Here is a 22,491-nt window from a genome sequence, read left to right on the forward strand (position 1 = left end):
ATCTCGCCACTGGTCCGTGCGCGCTGTCCACGCGCGGCGCTGTCGCCGGGCCGGCCGTCACCGCTCGGCGAGCACCTGGCCGATGTATCTCGCAACGGCTGCCACCGACGCGATTGTTCCCGGATAGTCCATCCGGGTAGGTCCGAGCACGCCCATTCCGCCGAGCACGGTGCCCGCCGCACCGTAGCCGGTCGAGATGACGGAGGTGCCGCGCATCTGCTCCACCTGGGTTTCCTCGCCGATCCGCACCGTCACCGTGCCCGCGTCCTGGGTGGCGGCCAGCAGCTTGAGCACCACCACCTGCTCCTCGAGCGCCTCGAGGACCGCACGCAGCGAACCGGGGAATCCGCTGATTCCCGTGAAATCGGCCGCGTTGCGGGTCAGGTTCGCGGTGCCGCCGAGGACCAGCCGCTCCTCGGGATGCTCGACGAGCGTTTCCACCAGCACGGTGGCCGACCGGATCACGGCGTCGCGCAGATCTTCGGGGGCCTCGTCGGCCAGCTCCGACACGGCGATGGACGCCGCCGCGAGCCGTTTGCCGTCGAGGGCGCCGCCGAGCAGTCCGCGGAGCCGCGCCAGGTCCTCGTCGTCGAGGACGTCGCCGAGTTCGACGATCCGCTGATCCACTCGGCCCGAGTCGGTGATGAGCACCAGCAGCAGCCGCGCGGGGGTCAGCGCGACCACCTCGAGGTGGCGGACGGACGACGCCGAGAGTGTGGGATATTGCACAACCGCGACCTGGCGTGTGAGTTGCGCGAGCAGGCGCACACCGCGCCGGAGGACGTCGTCCAGGTCGACCCCGGACTCGAGGAAATCGAGGATCGCGCGGCGTTCCGCCGTCGACAGCGGCTTCACGTCGGCGATGCGGTCGACGAACTGCCGGTAACCCTTGTCGGTGGGGACACGGCCCGAACTCGTGTGCGGCTGGGCGATGTAGCCCTCGCTCTCGAGGAACGCCATGTCGTTGCGCACCGTCGCACTGGAAACACCCAGATTGTGCCGCTCGACCAGCGCCTTCGATCCCACCGGCTCCTGGGTCGAGACGTAGTCGGCGACGATGGCGCGGAGAACCTCGAACCGTCTGTCGTCCGTACTCGACATCGCCGTCCACCTCCAGTTCTCGATCGTCACGAGCAGCGACGTCACCGAACCTTCGTTCGGGTCGGCCGTCACATCCCCTGAGCTACGCGCAGATGCACGTGCGTCTCGGCTCGGTCCAGTCTAATCGTCGCGTCGCCGATACCGGTTCAGGCCTTACTGTGGTGGGCGGAGACGAGCAGAGGCAACCACCACGGGCGGATGACGAGGCGATGATTTTCAAAGGTGTCATGGACGGCAAGCCGTACCCGGACCACGGGTTGTCGCTGCGCGACTGGTCCAAGATCCCGCCGCGGCAGGTGCGGCTCGACGAGATCGTCACCACGACCAAGGTTCTCGAACTCGACCGGCTGCTGTCGGAGGACTCGACGTTCTACGGCGACCTGTTCCCGCACGCGGTGCAGTGGCACGGCGTGCTCTACCTCGAGGACGGATTGCACCGGGCGGTGCGCTCGGCGCTGCGGAACCGCGTCGTGCTGCACGCCCGCGTGTTCGACTACGACGAGATGCCCGGCATCGTCACGGCCTGAGACGGGAGCGTCTCAGCGCAGGACCGTCCGGACCACGGCGTCGGCGAGGAGCCGTCCGCGGTCGGTCAGCACCAGGTGCTCCCCCGCACGCACCAGCAGTCCGTCGGCGACCACCCTCTCGGCCGCGCGCCGCTCGGCGTCGTCCAGTTCCGCCACGGGAAGTCCCGTGCGCAGCCGCGCCGTCAGCATCACCCGCTCGACGTGGACGTCCTCGTCCGTCAACTGCTCGCTGCCCCCGACCGGCAGGCTTCCCGCCGCCAGCTGGTCCGCGTAGCGCGCCGGGTGCTTGACGTTCCACCAGCGCACACCGCCGACGTGGCTGTGCGCGCCCGGCCCGGCGCCCCACCAGTCGCCGCCGTCCCAATAGCCCAGGTTGTGCCGGCAGGCCGCGTCCTCGCGCGCCCAGTTCGACACCTCGTACCAGGTCAGGCCCGCCTCGGCGAGCCGGGCGTCGATCCGCTCGTACCGCGACGCGAGCACGTCGTCGTCGGGCGCGGGCAGTTCCCCGCGGCGCACCTTCCGCGCCAGGGCGGTGCCGTCCTCGACGATCAGCGCGTACGCGGACACGTGGTCCACGCCCGCGGACAGCACCGCGTCCAGCGACAGGTCGAGGTCCTCGTCGCGCTCCCCCGGCGTCCCGTAGATGAGGTCGAGATTGACGTGCCCGAACCCGGCGGCCCGCGCCTCCAGCGCCGCCGCCACCGCCCGCCCCGGCGTGTGGGTGCGGTCGAGGACCTTCAGCACGTGCTGCGCCGCCGACTGCATGCCCAGCGAGATCCGCGTGAATCCGCCCGCGAGCAACCGTTCGAAGAACTCCGGCGACGTGGACTCCGGATTCGACTCGGTGGTCACCTCGGCGCCGTCCGCGAGCCCGAAACTCGAGCGGACCGCACCGAGGACGTCCGCCAGGCCGTCGCCGCCGAGCAGGGACGGCGTGCCGCCGCCGACGAAGACCGTGTCGACGGCCGGGGCGCCCGTCATCTGCGCCGCCAGGTCGAGTTCGCGGCGCAACCCCTCCATCCACGACTGCGGCGACGCCGACGTCCCCAGCTCACCGGCCGTGTACGTGTTGAAATCGCAGTATCCGCAGCGTGTGGCACAGAAAGGCACGTGCACGTAGATCCCGAACGGGCGGCTCCCCACACCGATGAGGGCGCTCTCGGGCAGCGCGAATGCCGCCGCCTCGCCGCGACCGACCGTGGAAGTACTCAATCCGCTCACCCCACCAGTGTCCATGGTCGGCTCGCCTCCGGTGTCCATGGTCGGCTCGCCTCCGGTATCGATGGTCGGCTCGCCTCCGTGACCACCCGACCGTCGCGCGCCCCTCGTCGTGATATTTCCCGCAAAAATGGTGGAAATCGGTGCCCGGCTCTGCGTGAGCGATCTGACGTGGCACAATGGTCGACATGACCGGACCCGGAGTGCGACTTGTGGCGCGTCGTCACGTCGATCTCAAGCGTGTCTGCAGCTGTTGTTGTCTGCCCTGTCTCGCGCAGTAATTCAGCCTGTCAGCCCGTTCATCTTTCTTCTCGACTTCCGGCCGGATTCGAATGCCCCGAGCGAGGATCAGCCCTCCTCCTCGGCCTCAGCCGGTGCATCGTGAGATTCAGGAGTGCTCCATGACGTCGACCACCGACGCCTCCCCCGCTGCCGCCCAGGCAGCACCCGCGCGCACGCGCACGGCGAAGCCGGCCCGGCGACGTGCCGAAGGCCAGTGGGCCCTCGGCTACCGCGAGCCCCTCAATGCCAACGAGCAGGCCAAGAAGGACGACAACCCGCTCAACGTCCGGACCCGCATCGAGAACATCTACTCGAAGCAGGGCTTCGACAGCATCGACAAGGGCGACCTGCGGGGCCGCATGCGCTGGTGGGGTCTCTACACCCAGCGCGAGCAGGGCTACGACGGCACGTTCACCGGTGACGAGAACATCGACCTGCTCGAAGCCAGGTACTTCATGATGCGGGTCCGCTGCGACGCCGGCGCCCTGAACGTCGAGCAGTTGCGCACCATCGCCGGGATCTCCACCGAGTTCGCCCGCGACACCGCCGACCTCTCGGACCGCGAGAACGTCCAGTACCACTGGATCGAGGTCGAGAACGTCCCGGAGATCTGGAAGCGTCTCGAAGGCGTCGGTCTCAAGACCACGGAAGCGTGCGGCGACTGCCCCCGCGTCGTCCTCGGTTCACCGCTGGCAGGCGAATCGCTGTCCGAGGTCCTCGACCCGACTCCCGCGATCGACGAGATCGTGCGCCGCTACATCGGCAAGCCCGAGTACTCCAACCTGCCGCGCAAGTTCAAGACCGCGATCTCCGGCCAGCAGGACGTGGTGCACGAGATCAACGACGTCGCGTTCGTCGGCGTCAACCACCCCGAGCACGGTCCCGGCCTCGACCTGTGGGTCGGCGGCGGCCTGTCCACCAACCCGATGCTCGCGCAGCGCGTCGGCGTCTGGGTGCCGCTCGACGAGGTTCCCGACGTGTGGGAAGCCGTCGTGTCGATCTTCCGCGACTACGGCTACCGCCGGCTGCGGAACAAGGCGCGCCTGAAGTTCCTGGTGAAGGACTGGGGCATCGAGCGGTTCCGCGAGGTCCTCGAGACCGAGTACCTGAAGCGCAAGCTCATCGACGGCCCCGCGCCGGAGAAGCCCACCCGGCCGATCGACCACGTCGGTGTGCAGAAGACCCGCAACGGCCTCAACGCCGTCGGTGTCGCCCCCATCGCGGGTCGCGTGTCGGGCACGATCCTGGCCAAGGTCGCGGACGCCGCCGAGCGTGCGGGCAGCGACAAGATCCGTTTCACGCCGTACCAGAAGCTGATCATCCTCGACGTCGCCGACGACAAGCTCGAGCAGCTGATCGCCGACCTGGACGAGGTGGGTCTGCCCGCACGTCCGTCGCACTGGCGCAAGAACCTGATGGCGTGCTCGGGTATCGAGTTCTGCAAGCTGTCGTTCGCGGAGACGCGGAAGCGCTCGCAGGTACTCGTTCCCGAGCTCGAGCAGCGGCTGGCCGACATCAACGCGCAGCTCGACGTGCCGATCACGATCAACATCAACGGCTGCCCCAACTCCTGCGCCCGCTCGCAGGTCGCGGACATCGGGTTCAAGGGAATGCTCGTCGATGACGGCGAAGGCAACCAGGTGGAGGGCTTCCAGGTCCACCTCGGCGGCAGCCTCGGATTCGATTCGGCCTTCGGCCGGAAGCTTCGCCAGCACAAGGTCACCAGCGCCGAACTCGGTGACTACATCGATCGCGTCGTCCGGCACTTCGTGAAGCACCGCAACGAGGGTGAACGCTTCGCGGAATGGGTCGTGCGCGCAGACGAAGGAGACTTGCGTTGAATCTCGCGACAGCCACACAGGACGACCTTCGGCTCCTTGCCGCGCAGGGGGCGGCAAGTCTCGAGGGTGCCTCCGCGCACGAACTGCTGCGGTGGACGGAAGAGACGTTCGGGAGCGGGGCGAGCGAAGCGACGGGGTATCGCAATAGTTACATCGTCGCCTCGAACATGCAGGACGGCGTCCTGGTCCACCTCGCCGCCCAGGTTCATCCCGGCGTGGACGTGCTGTTCCTCGACACCGGTTATCACTTCGCGGAGACCATCGGCACCCGTGACGCCGTCGAGCAGGTGTACGGCGTCAACATCATCAACGCGCGCGCCGAGGCGAGCGTCGCCGAACAGGACGCGGCGGAGGGCAAGGACCTGTTCGCCCGCGAACCCAACCGGTGCTGCGCACTGCGGAAGGTCGCCCCGCTGAAGAAGACGCTCGCCGGCTACAAGGCGTGGGTCACCGGCATCCGCCGGGTCGAGGCCCCCACCCGCGCCAACGCCCCCCTGATCTCGTTCGACGACGCGTTCGGTCTGGTGAAGATCAATCCGATCGCCGCGTGGTCCGACGAAGACATGCAGTCCTACATCGACGAGCACTCGATTCTGGTGAATCCTCTCGTCGACGAGGGCTATCCGTCCATCGGGTGCGCTCCGTGCACCAGCAAGCCAGCCCCCGGCAGCGATCCGCGCAGCGGTCGCTGGGCCGGTCAGGCCAAGACAGAATGCGGGTTGCACGCCTCATGACCATCGACATCTCCACTTCCCTCGCAGAAGCCGCGGCCCGGCCGCAGTTGGACGGGACGCAGTTCGACACGCTCGATGCGCTGGAGTCGGAAGCGATCCACATCTTCCGTGAGGTCGCGGGCGAGTTCGAACGCCCCGTGATCCTGTTCTCCGGCGGCAAGGACTCCACGGTGCTGCTGCACCTGGCGATCAAGGCGTTCTGGCCGGCGCCGCTGCCGTTCGCGCTGCTGCACGTCGACACGGGTCACAACCTGCAGGAAGTCCTCGACTTCCGCGATCACGTCGTCGCCAAGTACAACCTGCGCCTGCACGTGGCGAAGGTCGAGGACTACCTGGCCGACGGCCGGCTCACCGAGCGTCCCGACGGGATCCGGAACCCGCTGCAGACGGTTCCCCTGCTCGACGCGATCTCCGAGAACCGTTTCGACGCGGTCTTCGGTGGCGCTCGCCGCGACGAGGAGCGGGCCCGGGCCAAGGAACGCATCTTCTCGCTGCGCAACAGTTTCGGCCAGTGGGATCCGAAGAAGCAGCGCCCCGAACTGTGGAACCTGTACAACGGCAAGCACTCCCCCGGTGAGCAGGTCCGCGTCTTCCCGCTCAGCAACTTCACCGAACTCGACATCTGGCGGTACATCGCCCGCGACAACGTCGAACTGGCCAGCATCTACTACGCGCATCAGCGCGAGGTGTACCAGCGCGACGGCATGTGGATGACGCCCGGCGTGTGGGGCGGACCGTCCGAGGGTGAAGACCTGCAGACGCTGTCGGTGCGGTACCGCACCGTCGGCGACGGGTCCACCACCGGCGCAGTTCTTTCCGAGGCAGGCGACAACGAGGCGATCCTCGCCGAGGTCGCGGCGTCCCGGCTGACCGAGCGCGGCGCAACCCGCGGCGACGACCGAGTTTCCGAAGCGGCCATGGAAGACCGCAAGCGAGAGGGCTATTTCTGATCATGAGCGACCTTCTGAGGCTTGCCACCGCCGGCAGTGTGGACGACGGCAAGTCGACCCTCGTCGGCCGTCTGCTGTACGACACGAAATCGGTTCTCGCCGATCAGATCGACGCCGTCACCCGGGCGTCGGTGGACAAGGGACTGTCCACCCCCGACCTGTCGCTGCTGGTCGACGGCCTGCGCGCGGAGCGTGAGCAGGGCATCACGATCGACGTGGCGTACCGGTACTTCGCGACGCCCCGCCGCTCGTTCGTCCTCGCCGACACTCCCGGGCACGTGCAGTACACCCGGAACACGGTGTCGGGTGCGTCCACCGCGCAGCTGGTGATCCTGCTGGTCGACGCGCGCAAGGGTGTCATCTCGCAGACGCGCAAGCACGCCGCGGTTCTGGCGCTGCTCGGCGTCCCCAAGCTGGTGCTGGCCGTCAACAAGATCGACCTCGTCGAGGACCCGGCCACCGTGTTCGCGACCATCTCGGCGGAGTTCAACTCGCTGACCAGTTCCCTCGGCTGGGCGTCCGAGGACGTCGTCGAGATCCCGGTGTCGGCCCTGCGCGGCGACAACGTCGCGGTGCGTTCGGAGAACACCCCGTACTACGACGGCCCCACCCTCATCGAGCACCTCGAGTCGGTGCCGGTCGACGCCGAACCCCACCGGGTCGGTCTCCGGTTCCCCGTCCAGTACGTGATCCGTCCGCGGACCGCCGAGTTCCCCGACTACCGCGGGTACGCCGGACAGGTCGCCGCGGGTGAGGTGACCCCGGGCGACGAGGTCGTGATCCTGCCGTCGGGTGTCCGCACCACGGTCACGCGCATCGACACGGCGGACGGCGAACTCGACAGCGCGCACGCCGGCCGCAGCGTCACTCTCGTGCTCGCCGACGACGTCGACGTCTCCCGCGGCGACGTCATCGCCTCGCCCGCCGACGCCCCGGAGCCGCTCGGCGAGTTCGACGCGACCGTCTGCTGGCTGGCGGAGAAGCCGCTGCGTCCCGGTGCCCGCCTGCTGCTCAAGCACGGCACCCGCACCACGCAGGCCATCGTGGGCACGCTCGTCGAGCGTTTCAACGAGCAGGAGCTCACGTCGGAGGCCGCCCCGGAGTCGCTGGAGCTCAACGAGATCGGCAAGATCTCGGTGCGTGTCGCCGAGCCGATCGTCGCCGACGACTACACCGTGAACCGCCACACCGGCAGCTTCCTGCTGATCGATCCCGCCGGCGGCAACACGCTCGCGGCCGGCCTCGTCGGGGATGCCATCGCGGCGGTGGAGCTCGGCGAGCGCGTCTAGTGCGATGACTCCGCTGATCGCTGTCGCCCACGGCAGTCGCGACCCCCGCAGTGCGCGGGTGGTGGCGGCTGCCGTGTCGGCGCTCCGGGAGCGGCGCCCGGACCTCGACGTCCGGTTGTGCTTCCTCGACCTCAACGCGCCGTCCGTGGACCAGGTGATCGACGCGGTCGCCGCCGAGGGTCATTCCTCCGCCGTCGTGGTGCCGATGCTGCTGGGCAGCGCGTTCCACGCCCGCGTCGACCTTCCCGCTCTGCTGGATGCCGCCCGCCTCCGTCATCCCCACCTGCACGTCCGGCAGGCCGACGTTCTCGGGCACGATGCCCGGCTGGTCGAGGCCGTCCGGGGCCGGATCGGCGAAGCCGTCGGTGCGACCGGCGAGTCCGGACTCGGGATCGTCCTCGCCGCGGTCGGTTCTTCCGACCCGGCTGCCAACGACCGCACGCGCGCACTGGCGGGGGCGGTCGTCGCGGGCACCCGATGGTCGGGCGCGGTCACGTGCTTCGCCACCGCGGCGGAACCGACGGTGCAGCAGGCGATTTCGACGCTGCGGCGGAACGGCGCCGAACGCATCGTGATCGCACCGTGGTTCCTTGCGCCGGGACTGCTCACGGACCGGTTGAGCCGCGCCGCGGAGTCCTGCGGGCCCGGCATCACCTACGCGGCCACCATCGGACCACACACCCGACTGCTCGACGTCATGCTCGACCGCTACTCGCAGTCGCACGCGGAACTGCGGCGCTACCGAGCACTGTCGGCCTGAGCGCGGCGACCACCGCACGCCCGGCGTCCGGGTTCCCGACCGCAATCCGCACGTCACCGTTGGGATACGTGCGCGCGTGGATGCCGGCACGGGCGAGTGCGTCGCCGACTCCCGATCCGGGGACGTACAGGAAGTTGGCGTGACTGCGCGGGACCGGGATTCCCGCCGCCCGCAACGTGCGCCACAGTTCCTCACGTTCGGCGACGATGGCGGACACCCGGGTGCGGAGTTCGTGTTCGGCGGCGTACGACGCCGTGACCGCGGGAACGGCGGCGCTGACCATCCCGAACGGCAGTTGCAGCGTTCGAATCCGCCGGGCCAGAGCCGCATTCGCAAAGCCGAATCCGATCCGCAACCCGGCCAGACCGTAGGCCTTGGAGAACGTGCGCAGGAACACGACGTTCGGATGTTCGGCGACGATGCGGTGCGCGTCCAGGACCAGTCGGTGGTCGACGAACTCCACGTACGCCTCGTCGAGAACGACGACCACCCGCTCCGGCACCCGGCGGAGGAAGTCGGCCAGTTCGGCGGTGCCGACGAGGGTTCCGGTGGGGTTGTGCGGGCGGCACACGACGACGAGCCGGGTGCGGTTGTCGATCGCGGCCGCCATCGCCGCCAGATCCTGCCCGCCGTCCGCTCGGATCGGTACCGGCACCGCGTCGAGGGCCGCGATCCGCGCGAGGATCGGGTACCCGTCGAATGTCGGGGCGGTGAACACGATCCGCTCCCCCGGCCCGGCGACGGAGCGCATGATCTGCAGGGCGACGCCGGTGGCACCCTCGCCCACCACCATCTGATCGGCGTCGAGCCCTTCGTGATCCGCGATGACCCCGACCAGCCGGTCGGGCAGGAACTCCGGATACCGATGCGCCTGACGCATGACACCGTCGAGCGCGGCGAGCACGGAGGGCAGTGGGGCGAAGGGGTTCTCGCTCAGCGCGAGATCGAATCTCACGCCGGGGCCGGCAAGGGTCGGAGCGGTCATCTCACACCCCCACCGGGGCGGCGCCCCATCGGATGGCCCCGGCGCCGGCGAAGTCGCCCGCGTGCGCGAAGGCGGACATCATCACCAGGGAGCCGTTGGGGATCCGGCCCGCCTGGTTCTCGAGGTCGAGGGTGACGGGAATCGCGGCGCCGAACAGGTTCCCACATTCGTCGAACGTGTCGGGGTGTCGTTCCGCCGGAAGCTCGAGTGCGTCCCGCCAGTTGCGGAGGAACAGCCGGTTGGGCTGGTTGGTGACCAGGGTGTCGATCTCGTCCGGGGTGATGCCGATCTGCTTGCACACCGCGAGCGCCACCTCGGGGACCAGTCGGTTCCCGCGGGCGAAGACCTTCGCGATCTTCGTTTCGGTGAACCCGATGTGCAATTGGCCGGTTCCCGCCTCCCAGTACTTGCGCGGCGGATCGACGGCGGCCGTCATGTCCCCGGCGAACTCGGGGTAGGTCCGGCATTCGAGTCCGAGCACTGGCCCGGCCTGCGATTTCACCAGCAGGCACGCTCCCGCGCCGTCACCCGGCACCGCCGACTGCGCCAGCACGCGCACGTCCGACTGCGTGAAGATTTGACCGGCACTGTTCTGCACCGACACGATCAGGGCGGTCGAGGCGTCACCGGTCTGCATGATCTGCCGCGCCAGCTTGATCATGTACACGAACGACGCGCAGCCCCCGTTGTGCAGGTCCACCACCCAGTCCGGGGTGATCCCCAGCCGGCGCGCAAGTTCTCCGCCGGTGCCCAGGACCGGGACGTCCGGCAGCTGGGTGTGGGTGATGAGGATGTCCACGTTGGAGACGAGTTCGGAGCCGTTCCGTTCGATCAGCGGGGCGACCGCGCGTTCGGCCATGTCGACGGCGTTCTCGTCGCTCGCGATGTGGTGACGGAATTTCGGCGCCCGGAACATGATGTTCTCGGCGAGTCGGTCGGAGGCGGCGAATTGGGCGAAATAGTCTGCTCCCAACCGGTTCTCGGGCAGGTAGCCGGCGATGTCGATCAGGCTGACGGTGTCCATGTCTCACTCACTCATCCAGGTCGGGGTCACGGGCAGGTCGTTCGCCCATCGGTATTCGCAGATCGCCTTGAGATTGCTCATCTCGAGCTGGTGTCCGGCGGCGAACATCTCCCAGAAGTCGCCCACCCACGGAACCCGGTCCGCGGGAGCGGTCTCGGGGTAGGGATTCTCGTCGTAGAACGGGTGGCGGCAGTTGGTCCACAGCACGACGGATCCGTCGACGTCGAGGACCGTGCGCGCGTCCACCACCCGCATGAGGTACACCATCCACAGGTGTGTCCCCTGGTCCCAGGCGCAGTGATAGTCGACGGTCATCGCGGCGGGGTGTGCCACGGTGCGCGTGTAGATCTCGGTCGTGTCGCCCAGCCGGTCGTACGCGAGCCACAGCCCGGGTTCTCCTGCGGGGGTGAATCCCCGCAGGCTGTACGTCCATTCCTCGAGGCTCCGGGTGTGCGAGAGGTAGCGGAACACCTCGTCCGGCGGGCAGTCGATGTATTCCTGTACGGTGCAGTACTTTCCGAACACCTGGTCGTGCGGGTACACCGACCTCAACATGTCCATGATGATCGGTGTCGTCGCGTGACGGTCCGAGGTCTCGATGCGGACGAGGCCCGGCAGGTCGGCGGGAAGGTCGGGCAGCGGTGCGATCTCGTGGGCGGTCATCGGCGTGCTCCTTCTCGGGGTTCGATTTTCTCGGCTGTGCCGCGTGCGGTCAGGAACGGCAGGAACGGCGGTAGTTCGTCGGGGTCGCAGACGACCTCGATGACAGCGGGTCCCGTCGACTCCGTCGTGGACCGCAGCGCGTCGGCCAGGGCGGCGTGGGTGTCGACCGTGTGGCACGGCAGTCCGGGGAGCAGTGCGCCGACTCCGGCCGCGATGCGGGCGGGACGAAACCGGCTGTAGGTGTAGGCGCCCTCGTAATACACCTGTTCGCGCGTGAGGCACATCGCGTGGGCGTTGTTGTTGAATACGACGAACGTGACCGGCACGTCGTACTCGACGGCCGTGTGGATCTCGAGTCCGTGCGCGTAGAACGCGCCGTCGCCGGCGATCACGAACGTGCGGCGGCCCCGCGAGAACGCGGAACCGATCGCGGCGCCGAAGGTGTAGCCCATCCCGCCCATTCCGAGCGCCACCACGAACCGGCCTGCACTCGCGACCGGAAGGTGATGCACCACAGCGGCGCCCGTGTTCCCGGCGTCCGCGAACACGTCGGCGCCGTCGGGCAGCGCCGCGGCGAGCGCTGTCACCGCATCCGTGTAGCGCAGGCCCGACGTGCCCGATCGAGGTACGTCGATCGGAGTCGGATCGCAATGCGCGACGGGTACCGGTGAGGCTGCCGGTCCGATGTCGGCGACGAGTCCGCGCAGCGTCGCCCGTAGATCCCGGGTCGGGACGTGCTGGGCCTGCACATACGGCGTCGCCGACCCGACGCTGTACACCAGCGTCTTCTCCAGTACGGTGTCGAGCCCTCCCCGTGCCATCACCGGCAGTCGGGTGCCGACGAGCAGACAGAGGTCGCAATCCTGCAGTGCCTCGATCACATCCGGGTTCCCCATCGCGCCGGTGATCCCGAGTCGTCCCGGCGCCGCCGGGTCGAGCACGTCCTTCGCGTCGGGTGTGACGGCCACTCGCGCCCCGAGCACGTGCGCGAGTTCCGCGAGTTCCCCTCGCGCGCCTGCCCGCGCGACCTCGTCGCCTGCGATGACGGTGATACGGCCGTAGTCGTCGCGCAGGGCCTCGGCGAGCCGCGTGACGTCCGTGGTGGCAGCGCACGGTGCGGCCGGAACCGTTCGGTGCGGTTCCGGGAACTCGCCGATCGCCTGCTGAATGTCCTTCGGCAGCAGCAGTACTGCCGGTCCGCCGCGACGCGCCGCGGCGAGCGCCTCGGAGAGTTGGCGGTCGAGGTCGAGCGGTGATTCGACGCGCGCACAGTACAGCGACACCTCGCCGAACAACCGGTACGCATCGATCGACCCCGCCAGCCCACTCGTGTCCTGGAACGCGCCCGACCCTTCGAGCGACGTCGGCGGTTGCCCGATCAGTGCCAGCAGGCGCACCCGGGACGCGAACGCCTCACCGAGTCCGGCGATCACATTGAGCGCGCCGCCGCCCGACGTCGCGGCGACCACACCTGTCCGGTTCGAGGTTCTGGCGTATCCGTCGGCCATGGTCGTCGCCGAGAACTCGTGTTTGGCGACGACACCCTCGACGTCCGGGGAGCGGTGCAGCGCATCGTACAGGTCCTCGATGTTCGCGCCTCCGACACCGAAGACGTGCTCAACCCCCTCCGCGGCCAGTACCGCGACGATGTGGTCGGCGACGCGCATGCTCCGACCGGTTTTCCGTGGCTCGTGATGCGTGAGATTCATCGGCAGACCCCCGTGTCGTGGATCGGATGGGGCGAACTGTGATCACCCACTGGATATACACACGAACCACGTGCCGGCCGGGTTCACCGGTGGCAGAACATTTTTGCGTAAACGGTCGTGACGAGCGAGACACGGCGGTCGAGCCTGCAGAGAGTACGGAAACCGGGCCGGCTCCCTGCGGCCCGCTCACAACGCCGTGGTCAGCAATACCTGATGATCGTCGTCGGATCGCACATCGATGCTCGCGATCGCGTCGACGGGCAGGCTGGTGGTGGCCGTGGGCCGCACCGTCTGCCCCGCTTCCCCGGTCCAGGTGGCCACGGTGGTGACCACTCCGGAGCGATCGGTCACGGTCAGCGCGTACCCCTCGGTGTCGGCGCCGTAGCGTCCGTCACCGGGCCACGTGTCCTCGTAGGAGCACTCCACGAAGATCACCGTGCCCCAGGACGTCGACACGACGGACGCGCTCGCGGTGATCGTCGTCGGAACCACCGGTGCGAACACAGCCTCGGTGGTGTTCCCCCGGTCCGGGACCGGCAGCGCCGTGACGGGGGCGTCCGGTGTCCGGTCCTGGGTCGCCAGCACCCCGACGGGGACGGCCACGGCAATCACGGCGGCCGCGGCTGCGAGGGCCGTCGCCGCTCGCCGGTGGCGTCGGCGCCGCCGCACCGTGCCCACCAGCCCGGTCAGCACCCGCGGTGCGGGCATCTCCTCGTCCTCCGGCGCGCCGTCGGACAGCGTGCCGAACGCTTCTTCCGGTGTGATCAGGGCGAGCAGACCGGGCATGCCCGCCAATTCGGACACGGCCTGCGAGCACTGTGCGCAGTGGGCGAGGTGGGCCTCGTACTCGCGCCGTTCCGCGCCGGACATGGCACCGAGCACATAGGCGGCGTCCCAGCGGACGTAGGGATCGTCGTGCGACTCGAAGTCGTCGAGCGTCATCGGGTCACCCCCATTTCCTGCAGAGCCAATCGAAGCGCCCGCAATCCGTAATGCATGCGGGATTTCACCGTTCCCTCCGGTATCCCGAGTTCGCCGGCGATCTGGTGGGTCGACATCCCCCGGTAGTAGCCGAGCACGAGGACCGCACGATGGTCGGCACTGAGCCGGGCCAGCGCATCCCCCATCATCCACGCGTCGAGTGCGCCCTCCGAACCGTCCGGGGCCGCCCGTTCGGGTGTCGAACTCATCCCGACCTCACGCTGGGAGCGGGCACTGCGGTGCTCGTCGAACACGAGGTTCCTGGCGACCGTGAACAACCACGCCCGAGCCGAGGACTCCGACTGGTCGAGGACGTTCGGATGCTTCCAGGCGCGCAGCAGTACCTCCTGCACGATGTCCTCGGCGCGGGCGCGGTCGCCGGTCAGCCGGAGGGCATACCGCCACACTGCCGGGGCATGTTCCTCGTACAGCGCGTGCATGAGCTCCGTCTGGGCATCCGGCATCGGTCACCACCTCCCAGCAGTACACACGGTTCACCCGCGCCTCCGGTTCACCGCACCACCGAAACGGAGGGAAACCCCAGGTGAACCGGTGCCTCGGCGAGCGAAACCCCTTGCCCCATACCCCAGGAGGTGTCCCTTGCCCCATACCTCAGGAGGTGTTCAGCGCCACGGCGGCGTGAACGAGCGCCTGGAACGCCTTCTCGTCGACCGTGTCGCCCTCGTGGAAGTCGATGGCGCGCCGGGTGTTGCCCTCGAGGCTGGAGTTGAACAGACCGGCCGGGTCGTCCAGCGACGCGCCCTTCGCGAACGTCACCTTCACGGCGTTCTTGTACGTCTCACCGGTGCAGACCATTCCGTCGTGCGACCACACCGGGACCCCTCGCCACTTCCACTCCTCGACCACGTCGGGGTCGGCCTGCGTGACGAGAGCCCGGATCCGGGCGAGCACCTCGCCCCGCCAGTCACCCAGCTCCTCGATGCGCGCATCTATCAGCTGCGAGGGAGAGTCTCCTCGTCCCCCGTTCGAGCCGCTCGTCCGCTTCGCCATGTGGTCCGTCGCCCCTTCGGTTCGTCTTCGCTCGCCGGTCACCCGAGTATCCCCGCGGACCACGTCGATCGCACCGGGATCGGCCGCCTGCCGATTTACCTCTGGCGCGTCGCCGCCGTCCTGGATCAAACTGGAATGGAGGTGAGGAGCACCCCCCATGAGCACAGCACGGATTCGACGCGGCATCGTGGCAGGCATCGACGGATCGGACGGCGCACTGGAGGCGGCGGCGTGGGCTGCCTCCGCCGCGCGGCGCTTCGAGGAGCCGCTGCGCCTCGTCCACGTGTTACCCAAGCATCCGAATTCCGGGAGCGGCGACGGTCACCCTGAAGGCGATGAGTTCCTCGACGCCGCCGAGCGCATCGTCCTGAACGGGCAGCATGACCTGGAAGTGGAGCGCAGTACCCATCCCGGCCCACCCGCCCACGCGTTGGTGGAACTGTCCAAGACGGCCCGGATGCTGGTTCTCGGGCCCGCGGCCACGAGTGAGATGAAATCCGTGGTCGCCGGTTCCGACGTGGTCCGGGTGTCGAATCGAGCCGAATGCCCCGTCGTCGTCTGGCGCGGCATCCAGGGCCACGAGGTCAGCGAGACGCGTCCCGTCGTGGTCGGTGTGGACGGAAGCGAACTCAGCGACATGGCGGTGGCCCATGCGTTCGAGTTCGCGGCGTTCTTCGGCGCTCCCCTCGTCGCGGTGCACACGTGGGCCGAGCATTCCACCCTCGGTGCGTGGTATTCGGAGGAACGCCGCTTCACCGACTGGTCCGATCTGGTGCAGCACGAGGAGGCGTGGCTCGCCGAGAGCCTCGCCGGGTGGCGCGAGAAGTATCCCGATGTCGAGGTCACCCGCTGCCTCGAGCGCGGCGGGCCGATGAAGGTGCTCCTCGAGTACTCCTTCGGCGCGCAATTGATCGCCGTCGGCAGCCACGGGCGAAATCCGTTCACCGCGTCGATCGTCGGTTCGACGAGCCAGAGCCTCATCCACCACGCCCGGTGTCCGGTCCTCATCTGCCGAAAAGGCTGACCACGGCAGAGTCCATTTCGGTCGTTAAAATCAGCCTGATTCATATTCGCCTGTCGCTACGCCATTCTTCCGGCGACGAGCGAACCGGATCGGCGTTCCCGAAAACTGCCCTGAGCTGCTCGATCAACGCACCGCCACGACGCCGGATCCGACAAATCGACCGCCGCGGATAAATCAAGTGTTTCCATCACGCAAATTCGATTTCGTCCCGATTGCGGCACCGAATTTCGCCCTTATAGTTTCCGGCATGTCGGAGCCACGCTCATATCTCGTCTGCGCGTCGCAGCGCAGCGGCAGCACGCTGCTCGTCGAATCCCTTCGTGCCACGACCGTGGCAGGCAACCCGGAGGAGTTCTTCCAGTACCTGCCGTCCACCAGCCGGTCACCGCAGCCACGGCAATGGTTCGAGTCGGTCACCGACGAGACGGTGCTCTCCCTGCTCGCCCCGCTCGAACCGGGAACCGCCGACACCCGCACCGCGGAGCAGTGGCGCGATCAACTGCTCAGCGTCGGGCGCACCCCCAACGGCGTGTGGGGCGGCAAGCTGATGTGGAACCAGGTGCCGCTCGTCCTCGACCGCGCCGCCGGACTTCCGGACCGGTCCGGCAACGACCTGCGGTCCGCCCTCGGCGACATCCTGGACCGCGACCTCGCCTTCATCCACGTCTACCGGCGTGACGTCGTCGCGCAGGCGGTATCGATGTGGCGGGCGGTGCAGACCCAGGTGTGGCGCGACGACGCCACCCCGCCGGCCCCGCACGACGGCGCCGAGTACCACGCGGACGGCATCGCCCACCTCGTCCGCATCCTCCGCGATCAGGATGTGCAGTGGCGCAACTGGTTCGAGACGGAGGGCCTCGACCACATCGACATCAGTTTCGACGATCTCGTCGCGGCCCCGCAGGCGACGGCGGCGAAGGTGCTCGTCGAACTCGGCCTCGACGCCGATCTCGCGCCCCCGCCGCCGCTGAAACGGCAGAGCGACGGCCGCTCCAAGGAGTGGGTCGAGCGATACCGGTCCGAGGCCGCCGCGAACGGACTTCCGCTGTGACCGCCGCACCGTCCACCGACACGGACGCACACGTCGACGAACTCCGCGCGCTGGAGGCGGAGGCCGTGCACATCATCCGCGAGGTGGTCGCGGAACTCGAGCGACCGGTGCTGCTGTTCTCGGCAGGCAAGGATTCGATCGTGTTGCTGAGGCTGGCGGAGAAGGCGTTCCGGCCGTCCCCGTTGCCGTTTCCCGTCCTGCACGTCGACACCGGGCACAACTTCCCCGAGGTGATCGAATTCCGCGATCGCAGGCTCGCCGAGGACGGTCACCGGCTGATCGTCGCGTCGGTGCAGGAGTCGATCGACAAGGGCCGCGTCACCGAAACGGGCGGTCCCGGCACGTCCCGGAACCGGTTGCAGACCCGGACCCTACTCGACGCCCTGGAGGAGCACCGCTTCGACGCCGCCTTCGGTGGCGCGCGCCGAGACGAGGAACGCGCCCGCGCGAAGGAGCGGGTACTCAGCTTCCGCGACGAGTTCGGGCAGTGGGATCCGCGTTCGCAGCGGCCCGAGCCGTGGTCGCTGTACAACGGGCGGATTCGCCGCGGCGAGCAGGTCCGGGTGTTCCCGCTCAGCAACTGGACCGAACTCGACATCTGGCGCTACATCGAACTCGAGAAGCTCGCACTGCCGTCGATCTACTTCGCCCACGAACGGCAGGTGTTCGAGCGCGACGGCATCCTGCTCGGACTGTCCGAGTACACGCTGCCCACCGAAAGCGAACTGGTGCAACGGCTCCGGGTGCGGTATCGCACGGTCGGGGACCTCACCATCACCGGCGCGGTGCGTTCGGATGCCGGCGACGTCGCCGGCGTGATCGAGGAGATCGCCGCGGCCACGGTCTCCGAACGCGGGGAAACCCGGGCCGACGACAGGACTTCCGTTGCCGCGATGGAAGACCGCAAGCGCGAGGGGTACTTCTGATGACCACCACCGGCCGGCCTCGCCAATTGCTGCGACTCGCCACCGCGGGCAGCGTCGACGACGGGAAGAGCACCCTCATCGGCCGCCTCCTCCACGACACCGGAAGCCTGCCCACCGACCACCTCGAGGCGGTGACGAACGCCGACGGTGAGGCGGACCTCGCCGCGCTCTCGGACGGTCTGCGGGCCGAACGCGAGCAGGGCATCACCATCGACGTCGCCTATCGCTTCTTCTCGACGCCGACCCGGAGTTTCGTCCTCGCCGACACACCGGGGCACGAACGGTACACCCGCAACATGTTCACCGGGGCGTCGAACACCCACGTGGCCGTGCTGCTGGTGGACGCACGCACCGGGGTGCTCCGGCAGACCCGGCGCCACGCCCGGATCGCCGACCTCCTCGGCGTCCCGCACCTGGTCGCGGTGGTCAACAAGATCGACCTCGTCGACTTCGACGAGACCCGGTTCAAGGAAGTCGAATCCGAACTCGGCCTGCTCGCGCAGCGCCTCGGCGGCCGCGACGTCACGGTGATCCCGGTGTCCGCCACCCGGGGAGACAACGTGGTCACGCGGTCGGATTCGACGCCCTGGTACAACGGGCCCACGCTCCTCGAGTATCTCGAAGGCGTGGAACTCGCCGCGCCGTCGGCCGTCGCGTCCGAACTGCGACTGCCCATCCAGTGGGTCGCGCGTCCCACGGACCATCAGCGGCGCCGCTACACCGGCCGGCTGTCGGCGGGCACCCTGTCCGTCGGGGACGAGGTGGTGGTGCTGCCTGCCGGTTCCCGCAGCACGGTCACCGCCCTCGACACCCTCGATCCGCACCGGGCCGTCGCGGTCGCGCCGCTGTCGGTGTCGTTCGAACTCGCCGACGACGTCGACGTCGCCCGCGGCGACCTCGTCGTCAGTGCGGCGACCGATGCCACCGCACCCGTCCCGGCCCGCGAGATCGACGCGACCGTGTGCTGGCTGAGCGAAACGCCGCTGCGGGCGGGCGACCGGGTGGCCCTCAAGCACACCAGCCGCACCGTGCGCGCCACGGTGCAGGAGCTGCACACGCGGCTCGACCCGGAAACCCTCGAAGAACACGACTCCCCCAGCGAACTCGCCCTCAACGACATCGGCCGAATCACGCTCCGGACGAGCACGGTGGTGCTCGCCGACCCGTACGCCACCAATCGCGACGCGGGTGCGTTCATCCTCATCGACGAGCAGAGCAACGACACCGTCGGCGCCGGAACCGTCAGCGACACCCGCGAAGTGGTTCCTGGCGAGCAGACCCGGCACGACATCAAGTGGCATCCGTCGTCGCTGAAACGGGATCGACGCTGGTCCGCGACCGGGCAGCGGGGCGCCACCATCTGGCTCACCGGGCTGCCCGCGTCCGGAAAGTCGACCGTCGCGGTCGCGCTCGAACGGACGCTCGTCGACGCGGGCCGGACCGCGTACCTTCTCGACGGCGACAACGTCCGGCACGGCATCTCGGACGACCTGGGTTTCTCACCCGGTGACCGGGCCGAGAACATCCGCCGCGTCGGCCACCTCACCCGGTTGTTCGCGGACGCCGGGGTGGTCGCCATCGCGTCGATGGTCTCGCCGCTCCGATCGGACCGGGCGATTGCCCGGGCGCTCAACGAGGCCGCGGGCCTGCCGTTTCTCGAGATCCACGTGAGCACCCCGGTCGACGAATGCGAACGGCGCGATCCCAAGGGGCTCTACGCCCGGGCGCGGGCAGGCGAACTCCGAGGCCTCACCGGGATCGACGCACCGTACGAGGCCCCTGAGACCCCGGATCTCGCGTTCGACACCACCGGCGCCGATCTCGACGACCTCGTCGCCCGGATTCTCGCCGAACTCGCCCGGCACGAGACACTGTCGGCCTAGCGTGCGACGAGCCGGCGGAGTGCCGCCTCCAGCCGTCCGGGCACGGTGTCGAGGGTCTCGATCCCGGCGACCGCCGCGTCGAGGTCCACGCCGCGAGCGGCGAGGGCGGCGATCGCGGCGAGTGCGTTGTCCACCTGATGCACTCCGAGTAGCCGGAGCCGCACCGGTTTCCGGTCCCCGGCGCCGCGGAGCGTGAACGACGTGCCGCCCTCGTCGGCGTGCACGGCGGAGGCGTAGAAGTCGGCCGCCGGCGTCCTCGACGAGAACGTCACGCGGGGCACGGTGACGGTGGCAGCGAGGCGGCGCCCGAACTCGTCGTCAACGCCGATCGCTGCCGCGGCGCAGTGCCCCGGTTCGAACAATCGGGCCTTTGCCGCGAAGTACGCGTCCATGTCGGGGTGGAAGTCCAGATGGTCGCGGGCGAGATTGGTGAACACCCCCACCCGGAAAGACGTCCCGTCGATCCGGTGCAGAGCGAGACCGTGGCTCGACACCTCCATCGCGACCGCCCCGATCCGCTGTTCGGCGAACGCGGCGAGCGTCTGCTGGAGTTCGCACGCCTCGGGTGTCGTCCGGGTCGCGGCCCGTGAACCGCCGGGTCCCCGGACCGCGATTCCCGTCATCATTCCGGCGGCGGCCCCGGCCGCGCGCAGTCCCGCTTCCAGGAGGTACACGGTGCTGGTCTTCCCGTTCGTCCCGGTCACCCCGTAGACGTCGAGCGCCTCGGACGGATCGCCGTACACCCACGACGCCAGCGGACCGAGAACCCGGCGCGGATCGTCCACCACGATCGTCGGCAGGACGTCCGACTTCCGGTCGCTGAGCATCGCGACCGCACCGCGCGACGCGGCATCGGCCACGAACTCGATCCCGTGACGGTGGCGGCCCGGCAGCGCCGCGTACACGTCCCCGGCCCGGACGAGACGCGAATCCTGGTTGATCCCCGTCACCGCGGCGTCGCCCGGCCCGCAGAGGGTCGCCGACCGGCCGAGGCGGCGCAGCACGTCGGTCAGCGGCCTCGGTGGGGTGAACCGCGGGTAGTCGACGCTCACCCTCCCAGTCCATCACTGGTGTGCAGGCCGCGAAGACGGAACCGCGATCATCCGTCCGCGGCGCCCTACCTCGCCGCTACGTCTCCACGCCGCTCCGGGGTTCGTCCAGGATTCCGCGTTCCTCGCTGTAGGCCGACCGCACGTCCGGCACCCGGCCGAGCGTGGCGAGGTACTCCTCCATCGCCTTCCGGGCGTAGGCCGTTCCCTCCTCCTCGCTCGGGATCGAGTCGCCCGTCGCCCGTCGCCACGTGGCGAGTTCGAGCGCCAACTCGGCCTGCGTCCCGGCGAAGTCGTCGGTGTCGGCGAGATTGTCGCGCTCGCCGGGATCGGCGAGCAGGTCGTAGAGTTCCCGGCTCGGACGCGGCAGGAGATGCTCGGTGCCCAGCACCGCACCGGACAGGCTGTTCTCGATGTCGAGGGGCAGGTCGAGCCTGGGCCGCGGCGCGTAGTTCTCGATGTAGCTGAACCGCTTGCTGCGTACCGCGCGGATGGGGTCGAAGCTGTCGTGGAACGTCTTCTCCGTGAACAGGACGTCGCGCGCCGCCTCCTCCGACCGGCCCAGCAACTGCTCGGCGTGGGAGACGCCCTCCACGGCCGCGGGGACCGGGACACCCAGCAGTTCGAGGAGGGTGGGAACCAGATCCACCCCGCTGAACAGGTCGTCGTAGACGCGTGGGGCCGCCCGCAGCCTCCGCGGTGGGCGGATGATCGTCGCGATACCGGTGCCCGGCGCATACAGCGTCGATTTCGCACCGGGGAACGCCTCGCCGTGGTCGGTGAGGAACACGACCCACGTGCTGTCGTCCAGCCCCTCGTCCTCCAGGGTCTGCAGCAGCCTGCCGACCGCGGCGTCCGCCACCTCGATCGACCCGTGGAATCCGGCCAGGTCCTCACGGACCTCCGGACGGTCGGGCAGATACGGGGGCACGTCGAAACCCTCGGGATCTGCGGGTGCGTACCTGTCGACCGGGTACGGTCGGTGCGTCTCGAAGAAGCCTGCGGTCAGCAGGAACGGGTGCGGAGGGAACCGCGCCAGCCACCGCGACGCCCGATCGGTGACGTACTCGCAGTACGAGTTCGACACGTCGTACTCGTGGAAGCCGAGCCGCTTGGGATAGGCGGTCTCGTGCTGCATCCCGAACAGGGCCGTGTACCAGCCCGCCTCCGCCAGCAGGGACGGCAGCGTGCGGACGTCGTCGTGGTACTGCCAGCCGTGGTGCGCGAGTCCGATCAGTCCGTTGCTGTGCGGGTACCGGCCCGAGAACAGGGCGCCGCGCGAGGGCGAGCACAGGGGCGCCGCCGCATGCGCGTCGGTCAGCAGCACGCCCTCCGCGGCCAGCCGGTCGAGGTTCGGGCTGCGCACCCCGGACGCACCGTAACACCCGAGGTGACGGCCCAGATCGTGCCAGTGCACGATCAGAACGTTGTCACGGACGGGATTCACCGGGGTCGCCACAGTCGCCTCCTACATCGGCGGGGA

Annotated in this window: 21 protein-coding genes and 1 pseudogene; 11 read left to right on the forward strand and 11 right to left on the reverse strand. The window is 69.0% G+C overall.

Annotated elements, in window-relative coordinates; all coding sequences use genetic code 11:
• Positions 1-57: 57 nt before the first annotated feature.
• Entirely contained in the window at positions 58-1,101 is a 1,044-nt protein-coding gene (hrcA, locus tag JWS14_RS06465; protein WP_072946667.1) for a heat-inducible transcriptional repressor HrcA, read from the reverse strand.
• A gap of 209 nt (positions 1,102-1,310) precedes the next feature.
• Here hrcA and JWS14_RS06470 point away from each other — a divergent pair, with 209 nt between their 5' ends.
• Positions 1,311-1,628 (forward strand): type II toxin-antitoxin system VapB family antitoxin, encoded by a 318-nt coding sequence (locus JWS14_RS06470; protein ID WP_005261240.1) that lies wholly within the window; start codon positions 1,311-1,313, stop codon positions 1,626-1,628.
• 12 nt (positions 1,629-1,640) lie between these two features.
• On the opposite strand, the gene hemW is transcribed toward JWS14_RS06470, so the two are convergent.
• Positions 1,641-2,888 carry a radical SAM family heme chaperone HemW gene (gene hemW, locus JWS14_RS06475; protein WP_241031277.1) on the reverse strand — a complete coding sequence of 416 codons (1,248 nt, stop codon included), beginning with the start codon at positions 2,886-2,888 and terminating at the stop codon, positions 1,641-1,643.
• 146 nt (positions 2,889-3,034) lie between these two features.
• Here hemW and JWS14_RS51705 point away from each other — a divergent pair, with 146 nt between their 5' ends.
• From JWS14_RS51705 to JWS14_RS06500, 6 genes are all read left to right on the forward strand, one after another.
• A complete protein-coding gene (locus JWS14_RS51705; RefSeq protein ID WP_369426193.1) occupies positions 3,035-3,127 on the forward strand; it encodes an Ms4527A family Cys-rich leader peptide in 93 nt (30 codons plus the stop codon).
• A gap of 120 nt (positions 3,128-3,247) precedes the next feature.
• Positions 3,248-4,969, forward strand: coding sequence for a nitrite/sulfite reductase (locus JWS14_RS06480; protein WP_206012708.1), 1,722 nt, complete (start codon positions 3,248-3,250; stop codon positions 4,967-4,969).
• A complete protein-coding gene (locus JWS14_RS06485; RefSeq protein WP_095865188.1) occupies positions 4,933-5,703 on the forward strand; it encodes a phosphoadenylyl-sulfate reductase in 771 nt (256 codons plus the stop codon). Before JWS14_RS06480 ends, JWS14_RS06485 begins: the two co-directional genes overlap by 37 nt.
• On the forward strand, positions 5,700-6,653 hold the full coding sequence (gene cysD / locus JWS14_RS06490) for a sulfate adenylyltransferase subunit CysD (protein ID WP_095865187.1): 954 nt from the start codon (positions 5,700-5,702) through the stop codon (positions 6,651-6,653). The genes JWS14_RS06485 and cysD (JWS14_RS06490) overlap by 4 nt, the downstream gene beginning before the upstream one ends.
• A 2-nt stretch (positions 6,654-6,655) precedes the next feature.
• Positions 6,656-7,942 (forward strand): sulfate adenylyltransferase subunit 1, encoded by a 1,287-nt coding sequence (locus JWS14_RS06495; RefSeq protein WP_072946620.1) that lies wholly within the window; start codon positions 6,656-6,658, stop codon positions 7,940-7,942.
• Between the two features lie 4 nt (positions 7,943-7,946).
• Positions 7,947-8,702: a sirohydrochlorin chelatase gene (locus JWS14_RS06500; protein ID WP_206012709.1), complete on the forward strand. Its 756-nt coding sequence runs from the start codon at positions 7,947-7,949 to the stop codon at positions 8,700-8,702.
• Here JWS14_RS06500 and JWS14_RS06505 read toward each other — a convergent pair.
• The 7 genes from JWS14_RS06505 to JWS14_RS06535 all read right to left on the reverse strand — a co-directional run bounded on the left by JWS14_RS06505 (position 8,638) and on the right by JWS14_RS06535 (position 15,075).
• Positions 8,638-9,687, reverse strand: coding sequence for an aminotransferase class I/II-fold pyridoxal phosphate-dependent enzyme (locus tag JWS14_RS06505; RefSeq protein WP_206012710.1), 1,050 nt, complete (start codon positions 9,685-9,687; stop codon positions 8,638-8,640). The genes JWS14_RS06500 and JWS14_RS06505 overlap by 65 nt on opposite strands.
• A 1-nt stretch (position 9,688) precedes the next feature.
• Complete coding sequence (locus tag JWS14_RS06510) at positions 9,689-10,711, reverse strand: 3-oxoacyl-ACP synthase III family protein (RefSeq protein WP_206012711.1); 1,023 nt, start codon at positions 10,709-10,711, stop codon at positions 9,689-9,691.
• A gap of 3 nt (positions 10,712-10,714) precedes the next feature.
• Positions 10,715-11,374, reverse strand: coding sequence for an SRPBCC family protein (locus JWS14_RS06515; RefSeq protein WP_206012712.1), 660 nt, complete (start codon positions 11,372-11,374; stop codon positions 10,715-10,717).
• Positions 11,371-13,083: a thiamine pyrophosphate-binding protein gene (locus JWS14_RS06520; RefSeq protein ID WP_206012713.1), complete on the reverse strand. Its 1,713-nt coding sequence runs from the start codon at positions 13,081-13,083 to the stop codon at positions 11,371-11,373. The genes JWS14_RS06515 and JWS14_RS06520 overlap by 4 nt, the downstream gene beginning before the upstream one ends.
• 186 nt (positions 13,084-13,269) lie before the next feature.
• Positions 13,270-14,025 carry a zf-HC2 domain-containing protein gene (locus JWS14_RS06525; RefSeq protein ID WP_072946614.1) on the reverse strand — a complete coding sequence of 252 codons (756 nt, stop codon included), beginning with the start codon at positions 14,023-14,025 and terminating at the stop codon, positions 13,270-13,272.
• Positions 14,022-14,528, reverse strand: coding sequence for a sigma-70 family RNA polymerase sigma factor (locus JWS14_RS06530; RefSeq protein ID WP_072946613.1), 507 nt, complete (start codon positions 14,526-14,528; stop codon positions 14,022-14,024). The genes JWS14_RS06525 and JWS14_RS06530 overlap by 4 nt, the downstream gene beginning before the upstream one ends.
• Positions 14,529-14,676: 148 nt before the next feature.
• Positions 14,677-15,075 (reverse strand): DUF1801 domain-containing protein, encoded by a 399-nt coding sequence (locus tag JWS14_RS06535; protein ID WP_072946612.1) that lies wholly within the window; start codon positions 15,073-15,075, stop codon positions 14,677-14,679.
• A gap of 157 nt (positions 15,076-15,232) precedes the next feature.
• Here JWS14_RS06535 and JWS14_RS06540 point away from each other — a divergent pair, with 157 nt between their 5' ends.
• The 4 genes from JWS14_RS06540 (at position 15,233) to cysC (ending at position 19,959) form a co-directional block, all read left to right on the forward strand.
• Positions 15,233-16,099 (forward strand): universal stress protein, encoded by an 867-nt coding sequence (locus tag JWS14_RS06540; RefSeq protein ID WP_072946611.1) that lies wholly within the window; start codon positions 15,233-15,235, stop codon positions 16,097-16,099.
• Positions 16,100-16,346: 247 nt separating this feature from the next.
• Positions 16,347-17,150 (forward strand): trehalose 2-sulfotransferase, encoded by an 804-nt coding sequence (gene stf0 / locus JWS14_RS06545; RefSeq protein WP_206012714.1) that lies wholly within the window; start codon positions 16,347-16,349, stop codon positions 17,148-17,150.
• Positions 17,147-18,076: a sulfate adenylyltransferase subunit CysD gene (gene cysD / locus JWS14_RS06550; protein ID WP_072946609.1), complete on the forward strand. Its 930-nt coding sequence runs from the start codon at positions 17,147-17,149 to the stop codon at positions 18,074-18,076. Before stf0 ends, cysD (JWS14_RS06550) begins: the two co-directional genes overlap by 4 nt.
• On the forward strand, positions 18,076-19,959 hold the full coding sequence (cysC, locus tag JWS14_RS06555) for an adenylyl-sulfate kinase (RefSeq protein WP_072946608.1): 1,884 nt from the start codon (positions 18,076-18,078) through the stop codon (positions 19,957-19,959). Before cysD (JWS14_RS06550) ends, cysC begins: the two co-directional genes overlap by 1 nt.
• Before the next feature lie 23 nt (positions 19,960-19,982).
• Here cysC and JWS14_RS06560 read toward each other — a convergent pair.
• Positions 19,983-21,011: pseudogene (locus JWS14_RS06560) on the reverse strand (Mur ligase family protein); the annotation flags it as partial.
• Between the two features lie 76 nt (positions 21,012-21,087).
• A complete protein-coding gene (locus JWS14_RS06565; RefSeq protein WP_206012715.1) occupies positions 21,088-22,467 on the reverse strand; it encodes a sulfatase family protein in 1,380 nt (459 codons plus the stop codon).
• Between the last annotated feature and the right edge of the window lie 24 nt (positions 22,468-22,491).

Source organism: Rhodococcus koreensis, from assembly GCF_017068375.1.
GTDB lineage: Bacteria > Actinomycetota > Actinomycetes > Mycobacteriales > Mycobacteriaceae > Rhodococcus_F > Rhodococcus_F koreensis.